This is a genomic window from Halanaerobium saccharolyticum (genome assembly GCF_003259895.1).
GTDB lineage: Bacteria > Bacillota > Halanaerobiia > Halanaerobiales > Halanaerobiaceae > Halanaerobium > Halanaerobium saccharolyticum_A.
In genome coordinates, this window is sequence record NZ_QLME01000021.1 from 1 (window position 1) to 14,148 (window position 14,148).

Sequence of the window (14,148 nt, forward strand, 5' to 3'; positions counted from 1 at the left end):
TATTTAATATAAGCTTTAAACTATAATTACTTTTAAGTTTTAACACTCAAAGTATATTAACGTTGGCTTGCTGTTTAATTTTCAAGGTTCAACGCGCCTTCTTCCATAAACAAAATGGATGGCGCCTTGCTAGGGGATTGACCCCGTCGCACACAATCTCTTTTATAGAACAAATTGATATTTTCAGACTTGCCCATTGAGGGCAGCGCATAATATATTTATTCCTGTTTAGAGATAATGTTTTCTTCTTTTGTTTCTGCCACGTTTTTTATCAGCGACATTTAATATCTTATCAACTGTGCCTCACTTTGTCAAGAACTTTTTAGAAAAACTTTTAAAAGTTTTCTCCGCTTCAAAACTCTGCCTTTTCTCTTAATATATATAAAGAAGAGAAATTTTCAAGTTTGAAACTCAAGTTCTTTTCAACCTCCAGATTAAGATCAATTTAACTCTCAATTTTTGCTGGAGATTATTTGTGCGACGCTTATTATCTTATCAGTCTCCTTTTGCTTTGTCAAGAACTTTTTAAGATAATTTTGTCGGCCAAAAAAATATCTTTCATAACTTTTCAGCGACATACATTATCATAACATCAAATCTCTCTTTTGTCAAGACTTGAAGAGGAATTTTTATTAAGATATTGCAGGCAAAAATAATTATTGCTGCAACGTTTAATATAGTACCATTTAATTAATATACTGTCAAGAACTTTCTTAAAAAAACTTAAATATTTTAAAAGAAAACAAACTCCATTTAAGTAAAATCATTAAATGGGGTTTGTTTTCCGAATTTTAAATATAGAGTTTTGCCTTAAAATTAACAATAAGTAGATTCCTATCTACTATATAACTAAGAGAATATTCCCTGAACGAAGTTAATTGTTGTTCTCCATAATCTAGTCACTATATTAGCTCTTTCAATCTCCTGGCCTGCAATAACATCAACTGAAGAAATTACTTCTTCTCCACTATAGACAGTTAGTTTGCCAAGTACTCCACCTTTTTCAATTGGAGCCTTTAAATCCTCTTTGACTTCTACTTCCTGAGAAATTTCTCTTTCCTGTCCTTTCTGAACCATAACAAATAAATTTTCTGCTACTTTACCAACTGCAACTTTATCTGATGATTCAGCTACAGGTATGTTTTGAATTTGATCTCCCGCCGCAGCTATCTGTCTTTTGGAAAAAGCATTAAAACCATAATCTAATAACCTAATTGTTGATTCTTCCCGCTCCTGCAGTGTATCTCCCTGCAAAACAACAGAGATTAAACGAGTGTCACCTTTTTTAGCAGTAGAAGCAAGGCAAAATCCAGCTTCCTGAGTATGTCCTGTTTTTAAACCATCCATGCTGGGATATTTATTTATTAAACTGTTAGTATTAACCAGCATAGCTTCTCGATCAGGTAATTGGATAGTTTCTGTCCAGATCGAAGCCCATTCTAAGACCTGAGGATATTTTGCTAACTCACGTGCCATAATGGATATATCACGAGCAGTTGAATAATGATTAGGATCTGGCAAACCAGTTGAATTAGCAAAATTGGTAGAATCCATTCCCAGTTCTTCAGCCTTATCATTCATCATAGCAATAAAATTACTATATGTACCCGCTATATATTCTCCAATTGCCACACTGGCATCATTACCCGAAGCAATCGTTACTGCTTTTAGGAGTTTTTCCAGCGAAACCTGAGTGTTAGCAGCCAGAAAAATTTGAGAACCACCCATAGATTCTGCATATCTGCTAATAGTTACCTGATCATCTAAAGAAATGCTTCCTTCTTCCACTTTTTCCATTGCAATTAAAAGAGGCATTATTTTAGTAACACTTGCCGGTGGTAACTTGCGATCTGCATTTTTCGAAAATAATACCTGTCCTGTTTCTGCTTCTAATAAAATAGCTGAATCTGTTGCAACATCAAAAGCTGCTGCCGGGGTCAATATTGCTAAACTAAATAAAATACTAATAATTGAAATAGTAATTAGTTTTCTTTTCATCTTTGATAATCCTCCTGTAAATTGATTTTCTATTCCTCGCTTTTGGCCTGATTCCAAATTTCATCCAGCTGCTCTAAATTATAATCTTCGAATTCTGCCCTTTCCTCAATAATTCTCTGCTCAATAAATTTAAATCTTCTTTTAAACTTCGAAATAGTTTTTAATAATGCTAGTTCTGGATTAATATTTTTAAATCGAGCCAGATTAACTACAGCAAATAACAAATCTCCAATTTCGGCTTCCAATTCTTCCTGTTCTTCAATATTTAAATTCTGATCAGCAAATAAAGTGTTGTCAGGATTAGCTCCAATAATTTCTTTACACTCCCCAAACTCTTCTTCTATTTTATCCAGCACAGGTTCTAAATTATCCCAGTCAAATCCAACTTCAGCCGCAATTTTTTGAATATCATAAGCCTGATTTAGAGCACTTTGTCCCTGTTTAAACTTATCAAGGAGAGAATTGATTTGATTTTTACCATTCTTTTCGCCCTTTTTAATCTGTTCCCAATTTCTCAACACTTCCTCAGAACCATCAACTTCAACTTCTGCAAAAACATGGGGATGACGGCGAATAAGTTTCTCTCTTAAGACTCTTGCTACCTCAGCTAAATCAAAATCACCCTTTTCATAGGCCATCTGGGATTCAAAAACCACCTGTAACAAAAGATCACCTAATTCTTCTTTAAAAGCTTCAATATCATTATTTTCTAAGGCCTCTACAACTTCATAGGCCTCTTCTATAATATTCTCTTTTATCGAGTAATAATCCTGCTTTTTATCCCAGGGACAACCCTCCGGCCCCCTTAAAACTGCCATGACTTCAATTAATTTATCCAATTCTGCCAGAATTTCTTTTTTCTTTTCTTTTTCCAAGATCAAACCTCCTCTAAATTAAGATTATCTCTCCTAAGACTGATAGCCAGTCTTTATTATTAAATTGATTATATTATTCTATAATTCTGTATTTCCTCAATAACTCAGCCAACTTTTTTCCAAAGAGTGGCAGCATAGCCAGATCATTATATTTAATCTCTTTAAGTATTAATAATAAAACAAAGTAAAAAATTGCTGCTGCAGCTACAGTAGTAAAGGTACTTATTTGATAAGCATAAGCCAGCTCATTTGCTTCTAATAAACGATTTAATAGATTATTAAAAACTTCGACAAAGACACCCATTAAAAATACTGCGGTTAATGGCTTTAATATCATTGTTTTAGCATCTATTATAAAACCACTTTCTTTTTTTACATAATACAGGTTTAAAAGAGCCGCAATAGCAAAACCGATTGTGGTTCCTAAAGCTGCACCTCTAATTCCAAAAGCAGGTACTGCAGTTAGTGTATAATTAATAAAACCATTAAAAACTGCCCCAATCATTAAATTACGGGCCGGAATAGAAGTTTTACCAATTCCATTTAAAATACCAGTACTGGTCTGCTGGAGGGCGATAAAAAACACTCCCCAGGCAACAAAGCGCAGAGGAACAGCGGCCCCGGGTTCAGCAAAAATAATTTCAGTCAGCGGTTCTGCCAGCAGAAAAAGGCCGGCGGCTGCAGGCAAAGAAATTAAAACAGTTAATCTTAAAGCTGTCTGGGTCCTGTAATTAATTAATTTCTCCTTACCAAGAGTGAAGGCCTCAGCAATAGCAGGCACCAGACTTGCTGCTAAGGAAACAGTAATAATAGTGGGGAAATTGACTAAAGGCATTGCTACAGCAGAAAACATACCATATAAGGCGGTTGCTTCTCTAACCATATACCCGGCAGCCTGCAGTCTATTTGGAACAAAAACTAAATCAACAAGGCTCATCAAGGGCATTACAAGAGCCCCTAAAGTGATGGGAACACCTAAAGAAATAATTCTTTTTACAACATTTTTAGTGCTTAGTTCTACTGAATCAGAACCCTTCTCTAAAAAACTAAATATTTTTTCTCGTCTTTTTGCATAAATATATAAGAGAATCAAAAGTCCTCCGAAAGCCCCACTTACAGCCCCAAAGCTGGCACCAGCAGCTGCATAATCAAGACCATAGGGAACTAAAAAGACAACCAGTCCCACCATCGTAAACATTCGGATGAACTGCTCCAAAATTTGAGACTTGGCAGTTGGAACCATATCCTGAAGTCCCTGAAAAAAACCGCGATAGGAAGCCATAATTGAAACCACAAAAATCGCTGGTGAAATCGCCAGAACTGCATAATAGGAACGGGGGTCAAGTGAAAGCAGTGAAATTAAGGGTCGGGCAGATAGAGCCATAATAATTGAGATTATTAAACCAACTATAAAACTCATCTTTCTGGCAACTTTAAATATCTTATATGCTTCTTTTCTTTTATCGGCTGCAATTTTATCTGCAATTAATTTGGCAAGGGCCACAGGAATACCTGAACGAGAAACAACCAGTAAAACAGTATAAATCGGATAGGCCATCTGATAAAGACCCATTCCTTCAGCACCTATGATTCTGGTTAAAATTACTCGATAACCAAAGCCCATTACTCTGGCAGCAAGACCAGCAGCTGTCAGAATAGCTGCTCCTTTTATAAAACTACCCTGTTTTGTGTTTTCCGACATTTTTTCCACCCTTTAATAATTCTTCATTTTAATAATTTGCCTGTATTTACATAAAACTAAATGTTTTTAAGATCTTTTAACATTTTCAATAATTGTTTATCTATATCTTCTGGATCATCAATTTTAATTAACATCAGAGGCTTTTTAGCAGATTTAATTTTTGTTTTTCTTCTATATTTCTTGCTGAATTCAACTAATTTACTGCCATCAACTACTTCTGGACTAAGGAACTGACATTTTATTTTGCCGCTATCTTCTTTAATTAACTCAATATTTAATTCCGCAGCTATAAACTTTAGTCTTGCTGTATTAACCAGACGCATGACCTCTACAGGTGGCTCTCCAAATCTATCAATTAATTCATCAATAGTATCTAAAGCATCTTCTTCTTTTTCAATAGATTTGATTTTCTTGTAAATCTCTATTTTTCTTGCTTCATATTTAATGTAATCATCAGGAATATAAGCATCCAGGCTGAGATCAATTTCCACTTCGATTTTCTCCTGATCTGATTTACCTTTAAGCTCTTCTATAGTTCCCTCTAATAACTTAGTATATAAAGAAAATCCAACTGCTGCAATATGTCCACTCTGTTCTGGACCCAATAAATTACCTGCGCCCCTGATTTCTAGGTCACGCATAGCAATTTTAAAACCAGAACCCAGAGAAGAAAATTCTTTAATTGCTTCCAGTCTTTTTTCAGCTACTTCCGGCAGGATTCTATCTCTTTCGTAAAGTAAATAAGCATAGGCAATCCTATTTGTACGACCAACTCTACCTCTTAACTGATAAAGCTGTGATAAACCCATCTTATCTGCATGATTAATAATAATTGTATTCACATTAGGAATATCCAGTCCAGTTTCAATTATTGTTGTACAGACCAGTATATCAAATTTATGGTGATAAAAATCATACATTATTTTTTCCAGACGTTTTTCATTCATTTGACCGTGAGCAACAGCTATTTTTGCCTCCGGCATCAACTTCTGCAATTTACCGGCAGTTTTCTCAATATCCTTAACTCGGTTATGAACAAAATAAATTTGTCCTTCCCGGGCTAATTCTCTCCTGATTGCACTGGCAATTAGTTCCTTATTATGCTCCTTAATAAAAGTTCGGATCGGATACCTATTCTCTGGTGGAGTTTCTATAAGGCTCATATCTCTAACTCCAACTAAAGCCATATGCAGAGTTCTTGGAATTGGTGTTGCTGTCAGAGTTAAAACATCAACATTACGTTTTAAATTCTTTAATTTTTCCTTATGAGTAACTCCAAAACGCTGTTCTTCATCAATAATCAATAATCCCAGATCATCAAAAATAACATCTTTAGATAATAACCGATGAGTTCCAATTAAAATGTCAATGTCGCCTTTAATTAATCTTTTTAAAGTTTTACGCTGTTCAGCTGCTGTATTAAAACGACTCAACATCCCTACTCTAACAGGAAACTCCTCAACTCTCTCGGAAAAAGTATTATAGTGCTGCTGAGCTAAAATTGTTGTTGGGACTAAAACTGCGGTCTGTTTACTGTCAAGTGCAGCTTTAAAGGCAGCTCTAATTGCAACTTCAGTCTTTCCATAACCTACATCTCCACATAAAAGTCTATCCATTGGTTTTTCAGATTCCATATCAGACTTAACATCTTGAATAGCTTCTTTTTGATCCGGAGTTTCTTCAAATGGAAATGCATCCTCAAACTCCTGCTGCCAGACATCATCTTCGGAAAATTGGTAACCAGTCAGAGTTTCTCTTTCAGCATAAAGTTCTAATAAACCAACAGCCATTTCTTCTACAGATTTTTGTACCTTTTCTTTTACCTTTTTCCAGTCACTGCTGCCCAATTTATAAAGCTTAGGATTACCAGCATCTGAACCAATATATTTTTGGACAAGGTGGATTTTTTCAGTTGGGACATAAAGTTTATCTTCTCCTGCATATTTTAAAACAAGATAATCCTTATGCTGACCCTGAATTTCTAGAGTTTTAACTCCAAGGTATTTACCAATACCGTGATTTTCGTGGACAACATAGTTGCCAGCTTTTAAATCATCAATACTGGAAATTTCAACACCTTCTTCAAAATCCCCAATTTTTCTTTTTCGTTTTTGTTCATTACCAAAAACTTCTTTATCACTAAAAACTGCAAGTTTTATATCATCAAAAATAAAACCTTCTGCCAGACTATCTGGAAAAATAACAATTCTACTCTCATCAAAATTATCACCAACTACAATGTTTTTCTCTTCCAGAAACATTTTGACTCTTCTTTTTTTGCTGGCAGAATTGAGGGTGATTGCAATTCTATATTTTTTCTGCAGCAGCTCCATAATCTTATCACTGAACAATTCCAGCTGGCCGTGAAAAGGTTCTAAAGATGAAGTATTAAAATGTATATCATTTTCTGCAACCTGTTCATCCTCAAATTCAGAATTAATATCAACTACCCGATTTTTATTGATTTCTTTTTTGAACTCATTTTCCGTAATGAAATTATCCAGATATTCAGGAAATACCATTCCCTGTTCTAACAGACGAGTATGTGTTTCAGTAATCTCCTGATAATAATCATGAGTCAGCTGCTCCATCTTGTTTGGGCGAACAGCAAAAACAAGACTTGTTTCTAAATAATCAAAGAAATTAGCAGTCTCCTCGTAATAAAACGGTAAAAACTGTTCAAATCCTGGAAAGCGATGTTTTTCTTTTAAATCTTCCAGCATTTTTTTAGCTTTTTCCCTGAGATAGGATGCTTCCTCCTGATAATTATTTTCCATAAGTTTTGCTACAGCTTTAGAATATGCTGCTTCCAGTTTGGGATAGGCTCTGTTAACTACATCTTCGTCAATAACTAAATTTGCAAAAGGTGGAATTGTTATCTTAGATACTTCTTTTTTGGAACGCTGAGCAGTTAAATCAATTTTACGAATTGAGTCAACTTCATCTCCAAAAAGCTCAATTCTAAAGGGCTGCTCATCTAAAAGTGTAAAAACATCAATAATTCCACCGCGAATACTATATTGTCCAGGAGCCTCAACCATTTCTTCTTTTTTATACCCCAGGGCAAAAAGCTGCCTTCGCAGTTGATCAATATTAACCTCACTTCCGGTTTTGATATTTATACTTTTTTTCTGATAAATATCTCTGGGAGGTAATTTCTTAAAAACAGCAGCCGGTGTTGTTAAAATAATTTTCTTTTTTTGATCAATTGAAAAAAGAAGTTCTGTCAGAACTTTAGTTCGTTCACTCATTGTTGTGAGATCAGGCATTAACTGTTCGTGAGGAAGTATTTCTTCCTCTGGAAAAACTAAAAATTCATCTTTCCCGATCAGGCGAATTAAATCTTCCTGCATCTGCTGCAAATAATAATTATCCGGCAAAAAGAAAACTATATCTTTTTCTGCTTTTTTTAAAAAATTAACTGCAAAATAAGAAATCCTACTTCCACTCAAACCGCTAATTGACTGAGCAGAGCTATTTATATTTTTTGCAATTTTTTTAAATTTTTGATTTTCTAATAACAAATCCTTAAAATTCATCTAAATACTGCTCCTTAAACAAAGACCTTTTAACAAATAATTTTTCTTCATTTTATATTTTTTATACATTTATCTCTAAAAAAATGGCAAAATAGCCCCTACATGAGATGTACGGGCTTCTTATCCATTATACTTATTCATTGCTTTCATTATGTCTTCTTTTAACATCAATTCAACTGCTGAAGCAGCTTCTTCAACAACTCTTCTGGAAATATCCTTTTCTTCACCCTGAAAAGTTGTTAAAACAAAATCTGGTACCGGCAAATTTTCTGGGGGTCTGCCAATTCCAATCTTTAATCTTTTAAATTCATCAGTGCCCAGATTATTGATAATGGATTTAATCCCATTATGGCCTCCACTACCTCCATTTTGTTTAAACCTCATCTTTCCAAGTTCAAGATCTAAATCATCATGAATTACCAGTAAATCAGCAGGCTCTATTTGAAAATAGTCCAGTAGTTTAAAAATGGGTTGACCACTTGTATTCATATACTTCATTGGTTGAAAAAGAATAATCTTTTCTCCCCCAAAGAAAAAATCCCCCACAAGACCATCAAATTTATAGCTGCTGTTAACTTTAAATCTATCTGCTAATTCTGAAATAACCATAAATCCTATATTATGTCTGGTAGAAGCATATTTTTCACCTGGATTTCCAAGACCAGCAATTACTTTCAAACTTTAAACCTCCATTAAGAACAAAATGAAGCGCAGCTGTTCAGGCCGCGCTCAATTTCTGCACTAAAATTATTCCCAGGGCTCTGGTTCGTCTGCCCCTTCTTCTCCTTCTTCGCCTTCTTCTTCTTCCTCTTCGCCAATAACTTCTGGTTCTAAGAATTCTTCTTCTTCCTCTTCTTCCTCTTCTTCAATCAGTTCGGTAGGTGTAACAACAGTTACAATAACTTCGTCACTGTCTGTTACAAGATCAATACCTTCAGGAAGTTCAAGATCAACTACAGATAAAGATTCTCCAACCTCAAGCTCAGAAATATCAATTGTAATTTCCTCAGGAATTTCTGCAGGTAATGCATCAATCTCAATTTCACGTAAGAGCTGCTGTAATACTCCCCCATCGCGAACTCCAGCTGCTTCTCCTTCTAAATGCATTGGTACAGAAACAGTAATTTTCTCATCCATAGAAATAAATTGAAAATCTACGTGAAGCAGATTACGCTTGATTACATCTTGCTGATAATCTTTGATAATTACAGTTGCTTCATCTTCTTCTCCATCTTCTCCGACAAAAGTCAGATCAAAGATAGCATTTGAATGGAGAAGCTTTTCGATATCCTGTGGATCCATTTTAATAGATCGTGGTTCATTTCCTCTTCCATAAACAACACCAGGAATTAGTCCGTTTCTTCTTATTTGACGGGCTACTCCCTTTCCAGTTTCCGACCTCAGTTCAGCTTCAATAGAATGTTTCTCCATGACTATCCTCTCCTTGCATAAATTAAATTTTAAGCCAGATTAAACTATAATCCTGGCAAATCTACGATAATAAGACATAACAAATTTTATTATAACATCAAAGCTCATTTTGAGCAAGTGTTTTAGAAAAATTATTTATCAAATTATTTCTTAAAATAATACACTTACCGATAAATCCTTAAATATACGGTCAATAGCTTCTCCTACCAGGGGCGCAACAGAAAGCACTTCCAGATTCTCAAGTTCATGCTCTTTCTGAGCAATTGTGTTGGTCACAATTATTTTTGTAATCGGTGCCTTTTTTAAACGTTCAATCGCAGGCCCCGAAAATAAAGCGTGAGTTCCACAGGCATAGACATCTTTAGCCCCTTTTTCTTTAAGAACCTCAGCTGCTGCTGAAATAGTACCTGCAGTATCAATTATGTCATCCAGCAAAATAACATTTTTTTTATCTACTTCTCCAATTACATTCATAACCTCTGCCACATTGGGTTTGGGTCTTCTCTTGTCAATAATTGCCATCGGAATATTTAAACTCTCAGCAAAAGAACGCACTCTTTTTACCGAACCAACATCCGGGGCAACAGCAATCAAATCTGAACGATCAAAATCTTTAAAATAATCGACCATTATTGGAGCTGCATATAAATGATCAACCGGTATATCAAAAAAACCCTGAATCTGAGGAGCGTGAAAATCAATTGACAGAACTCTACGAGCCCCAGCCTCGGTTAATAAATTAGCAACCAATTTAGAAGTTATTGGATCCCGTGGTCTTGCTTTTCTATCCTGTCTTGCATAACCATAGTATGGAATTACAGCTGTTATTCGTCTGGCAGATGCTCTTCTTAAGGCATCAATAATTACCAGCAGCTCCATTAAATTTTCATTTACAGGAGGTGAAGTTGGCTGAACTACAAAAACATCGGCCCCTCGCACAGTTTCATAGGTGCGAACACCAATCTCCCCATCTTTAAATCTTGTTACATCAGCATTAACCAATTCTGTTCCCAGATAGTCACACAGATCCTGAGCTAAACCAGGATGTGAATTTCCTGTAAATATTTTTAACTGTTCACTATAACTGGACATTTTTTGACCTCCTGGTTTATTTTTTTTCATTATTTAGTCTTCCTGCTTTTTAGATTTATAAATTCGAGCAGGGACTCCCATTACAATATCACCAGAATTAACATCTTTAGTTACTACTGAACCAGCAGCTGTTTTTGCCTGGTCACCAATTGTTAATGGTGCAATTAAAATAGAATCACTGCCAATAAAAACATCTTTTCCTACTTTTGTTTGGAACTTATTTTCTCCATCATAGTTCGCAAATATTGTACCAGCACCTATATTTGTTCTCTCTCCAATTTCTGCATCTCCTGCATAACATAAGTGAGGAACCTTGGCTCCACTTTTAACTGTAGTCTTTTTCAATTCTACAAAATCACCAATTTTACAATTATCCTCTACTATAGAACCCGGCCTTAAATAAGCAAAAGGACCAACATTAGTTCCATCTCCAACTTCACTTTCCTTTATAATAGTATTAGCTAGAATTTCTACATTCTCCCCGATAACTGCATTTTTCAATTTACAGTTCTGATTAATAACAGTATTTTTAGCTACTTTAGTTTTACCTTCCAGATAATTAAAAGGATAAATTGTAACATCCTGCTCAATTTCTACTTCAGCATCTATAAAGGTTGTATTTGGATCAATTATTGTAACGCCATTAGTCAAATGCTGATCAATAATTCTTTCTCTTAATATTTGTTCGGCTTCAGCCTGCTGTTTCCTGCTGTTGATACCAATTATCTCATCCGAATCCTGAACAGTATATGTATTGATCTTCTTATTTTTATTTATAGCAAATTCTATAATATCAGTTAAATAATACTCCTGTTGAGCATTATCATTATCCATATTCGCCAGAAAATCCTGCAGTAGTTCACTATCTATACAGTTGACACCGCTATTTATTTCTTTTATCTTTTTAATTTCTGGATCAGCATCTTTTTCTTCTACAATTGCAGTTAAATTTCCTGCCTGATCTTTAACAATTCTGCCATAACCCTCTGGGTCATCAAAAAATGCTGTCATTATAGTTAAATCAAAATTGTTCTGCTGATGGTCTTTTACAAATTCAGCGATAGTTTCTTTTCTTAATAAGGGGGTATCCCCATAAAGTATCAAAACTGGCCCTTCATGTCCTGCAATATAATCCTCTGCCTGTTTTACGGCATGGCCTGTACCAAGCTGCTCAGATTGAATTACATAATTTAAATCCCATTTATCTAAATCCTCTAGCTCAGCCTTTACTTTTTCTTTCTGATGGCCGATCACATTAACAATTTTGCTATTTAGTCCATCTAAAGTGTTCAAAACATGTTTAATTATTGCCTTACCAGCAACCGGATGTAAGACCTTAATTTTATCTGATTTCATCCTGGTACCTTTACCGGCAGCCAGAATAATACTTAAAAGATCTGTCATCTACAATATCCTCCTTTAAATAAGGAATATATTTTCCCATATTTATAAATATTATAACCAGACACTATTAGTCCATCATAGTGCTTTAATCGCTTGAAGTATAACAGAGAAAAAAGCTTTTGTCAAGAGTGCGAAATCAAGGAGTAAAAATAACACTACCCTGCCCAGAGTAGTGTTATTTAAACAAACTATTAAACTAATAATAAAAATTGAAAATTAAGCACTTGCCAGTAACTCATCAAACTTTTCTAAAACTTCGTTTTCCATTAGATCCCTTAATTTAGCGGAAATTGGAAAACAGACATCCTGATAGTCTCCGTTTCTCTTCCGTCTTGCAGGCATTGAAAGAAAAATCCCGTTCTTACCCTCAATAACCCGCATATCCCGTACCACAAAAGAGTCATCAAAAGTTACCGTTGCATAAGCCTTGACCATACTTCCATTAATTTCGACCGGAAAAACTCTGACATCTGTAATTTTCATAAATACACCGCCTTTGGAATTATTTGTTAATAACATTATAATTCCATTAAATGTAAATGTCAAGGCTTATTTGCTTATTTTTTCAATAAATTTCCATAATTCATCTTTTTCTGGAACTTCAAACTCTCTTTTTTCTCCTTTTTCTTCCAGATGAATTCCAGCCTCAATCAATCTTCCCACCCGTATTATTTCAATTTCAGTTTTTGCAAAAACTGACTTTAGATCAATCTCCGGGGGAGCAGCCATTAACATAGCTCCGGAAGAAATTAAGGCAGCTGGATCTAAATCTAATTTACTGCAGAGCTCTTTTACCTCAGACTTTAATTTGAAATTATCTTTTTCAATTATAAATCCCAGTTCTGAGGCAGCAGCCATTTCTGCTATTGCTCCATAAACCCCACCTTCAGTTACATCATGCATCGCCTTAACACCATTCTGGCGTGCAATTCTGCTTTCAGGAATTACACTTAAAAGCTCTAAATATCCAGAAACTTTAGCTATAGCTTCTCTGCTAACACCATTTTTTAATAGATGATCCTGATAATCACTGGCTAAAATATAACTTCCTTCAATCCCCATCCCTTTAGAAATATAAAGAATATCACCAGCTTCAGCATCTGAACTGGAAGTTAGCTCTTCTTTTTTAGCTTTACCCAGAGCAGTAACGGTAATTATAGGTTTCTGAACCAGATCGGTTATTTCTGTATGTCCACCCAGCACCTCAATCTCAATTGATTTAGCGGTACTGACTATTTCGCTCATTAACTCTTCGGCTTTCTCTTCGCCCAGTCTGGGAGGAAGTAATAAAACTACCTGAATCCCAAAAGGTTCAGCTCCAGCTGCTGCAATATCATTACAGGCAACATTAACAGCCAGATAACCAGCGTTTTTTTCGGCACCTGTTATGGGATCAGAAGATACTACTAATAAAAAGTCTCCCAGATCAATTACTGCACTATCTTCACCCGGGCCAGCAGGGACTATTACATCAGAACGAAAATGATCTATCTTATCCAGTATTGTTTTCTTTAATTTTTTTCCTGACATTTTTCCAATTTCCAAAACTATCACTTCCCAAAATAATTATCAAGATGGTGAGAAAGAGGAATAGCCAAAACTCCTCCAATTAACATCTGAGCAAAATCAATTCCAATCTCAGGTAAAACAACTGCCCAACTTAGCAAAAATCCTTTGGCCAGTGCATATCCCAGAATCATAAGATTACCGCCAACAATTATTGCAAATATTTTTCTGTCAAACTTTTTCTCCTGCTCCTGACTTGCAATTTTACCGACAACTAATCCCTCCAGCCCCTTGATCACAAAAGTAAAAGGAGCCCAGATTGAATAACCCAGGATAATATCCATTAAAGCAGAACCAACCCCTCCCGCAATTCCTCCGGCTTTAGCACCAAAGGTTAAAGCAATTGTATAAATTGCTACTTCTCCCAAATTAAAGTAGGAGCTGCTGGGACCAGGAATATGTAAATAAGTCGCCACAGCTGTAAAGGCAATAAATAGAGCTAAAAAAGATAGCGACCTGGTGTCAAGATTGCTCAGTTTAACTTTCTTTAAATGTTCCTGAATATTTTCTCTACCTTCCATGCTTAATCCCCCCAACTAAA

Annotated in this window: 11 protein-coding genes; all 11 read right to left on the reverse strand. The window is 35.2% G+C overall.

The features are described from left to right. Nucleotides 1-849: 849 nt before the first annotated feature. The gene (locus C7958_RS11770; RefSeq protein WP_111572872.1) at nucleotides 850-1,998 is read right to left on the reverse strand and encodes a D-alanyl-D-alanine carboxypeptidase family protein; all 1,149 of its coding nucleotides are present in this window, start codon (nucleotides 1,996-1,998) and stop codon (nucleotides 850-852) included. Between the two features lie 29 nt (nucleotides 1,999-2,027). After that, the gene (gene mazG / locus C7958_RS11775; protein WP_111572873.1) at nucleotides 2,028-2,873 is read right to left on the reverse strand and encodes a nucleoside triphosphate pyrophosphohydrolase; all 846 of its coding nucleotides are present in this window, start codon (nucleotides 2,871-2,873) and stop codon (nucleotides 2,028-2,030) included. A 73-nt stretch (nucleotides 2,874-2,946) separates the two neighbouring features. Beyond that, nucleotides 2,947-4,575: a putative polysaccharide biosynthesis protein gene (locus tag C7958_RS11780; RefSeq protein WP_111572874.1), complete on the reverse strand. Its 1,629-nt coding sequence runs from the start codon at nucleotides 4,573-4,575 to the stop codon at nucleotides 2,947-2,949. A 56-nt stretch (nucleotides 4,576-4,631) separates the two neighbouring features. Then, the gene (gene mfd / locus C7958_RS11785; protein WP_111572875.1) at nucleotides 4,632-8,114 is read right to left on the reverse strand and encodes a transcription-repair coupling factor; all 3,483 of its coding nucleotides are present in this window, start codon (nucleotides 8,112-8,114) and stop codon (nucleotides 4,632-4,634) included. Between the two features lie 120 nt (nucleotides 8,115-8,234). After that, nucleotides 8,235-8,792 (reverse strand): aminoacyl-tRNA hydrolase, encoded by a 558-nt coding sequence (gene pth / locus C7958_RS11790; RefSeq protein WP_111572876.1) that lies wholly within the window; start codon nucleotides 8,790-8,792, stop codon nucleotides 8,235-8,237. A gap of 69 nt (nucleotides 8,793-8,861) precedes the next feature. Beyond that, the gene (locus C7958_RS11795) at nucleotides 8,862-9,545 is read right to left on the reverse strand and encodes a 50S ribosomal protein L25/general stress protein Ctc (protein WP_111572877.1); all 684 of its coding nucleotides are present in this window, start codon (nucleotides 9,543-9,545) and stop codon (nucleotides 8,862-8,864) included. A gap of 150 nt (nucleotides 9,546-9,695) precedes the next feature. Continuing rightward, nucleotides 9,696-10,637 carry a ribose-phosphate diphosphokinase gene (locus C7958_RS11800; protein ID WP_111572928.1) on the reverse strand — a complete coding sequence of 314 codons (942 nt, stop codon included), beginning with the start codon at nucleotides 10,635-10,637 and terminating at the stop codon, nucleotides 9,696-9,698. Nucleotides 10,638-10,670: 33 nt separating this feature from the next. Beyond that, nucleotides 10,671-12,041, reverse strand: a complete 1,371-nt coding sequence (gene glmU, locus C7958_RS11805; protein WP_111572878.1) for a bifunctional UDP-N-acetylglucosamine diphosphorylase/glucosamine-1-phosphate N-acetyltransferase GlmU — start codon at nucleotides 12,039-12,041, stop codon at nucleotides 10,671-10,673. A 216-nt stretch (nucleotides 12,042-12,257) separates the two neighbouring features. Continuing rightward, entirely contained in the window at nucleotides 12,258-12,524 is a 267-nt protein-coding gene (locus C7958_RS11810; RefSeq protein WP_111572879.1) for a SpoVG family protein, read from the reverse strand. 66 nt (nucleotides 12,525-12,590) lie between these two features. After that, on the reverse strand, nucleotides 12,591-13,595 hold the full coding sequence (locus tag C7958_RS11815) for an AIR synthase family protein (protein ID WP_243834367.1): 1,005 nt from the start codon (nucleotides 13,593-13,595) through the stop codon (nucleotides 12,591-12,593). Next, on the reverse strand, nucleotides 13,592-14,128 hold the full coding sequence (locus C7958_RS11820) for an ECF transporter S component (protein ID WP_111572881.1): 537 nt from the start codon (nucleotides 14,126-14,128) through the stop codon (nucleotides 13,592-13,594). Before C7958_RS11820 ends, C7958_RS11815 begins: the two co-directional genes overlap by 4 nt. Between the last annotated feature and the right edge of the window lie 20 nt (nucleotides 14,129-14,148).

Excerpts from the sequence above, each read along its gene's own strand:
- C7958_RS11770 (WP_111572872.1), bottom strand. The coding sequence starts at position 1,998 with ATGAAAAGAAAACTAATTACTATTTCAATTATTAGTATTTTATTTAGT.
- C7958_RS11780 (WP_111572874.1), bottom strand. The coding sequence starts at position 4,575 with ATGTCGGAAAACACAAAACAGGGTAGTTTTATAAAAGGAGCAGCTATT.
- mfd (WP_111572875.1), bottom strand. The coding sequence starts at position 8,114 with ATGAATTTTAAGGATTTGTTATTAGAAAATCAAAAATTTAAAAAAATT.
- C7958_RS11795 (WP_111572877.1), bottom strand. The coding sequence starts at position 9,545 with ATGGAGAAACATTCTATTGAAGCTGAACTGAGGTCGGAAACTGGAAAG.
- C7958_RS11800 (WP_111572928.1), bottom strand. The coding sequence starts at position 10,637 with ATGTCCAGTTATAGTGAACAGTTAAAAATATTTACAGGAAATTCACAT.
- glmU (WP_111572878.1), bottom strand. The coding sequence starts at position 12,041 with ATGACAGATCTTTTAAGTATTATTCTGGCTGCCGGTAAAGGTACCAGG.
- C7958_RS11810 (WP_111572879.1), bottom strand. The coding sequence starts at position 12,524 with ATGAAAATTACAGATGTCAGAGTTTTTCCGGTCGAAATTAATGGAAGT.
- C7958_RS11820 (WP_111572881.1), bottom strand. The coding sequence starts at position 14,128 with ATGGAAGGTAGAGAAAATATTCAGGAACATTTAAAGAAAGTTAAACTG.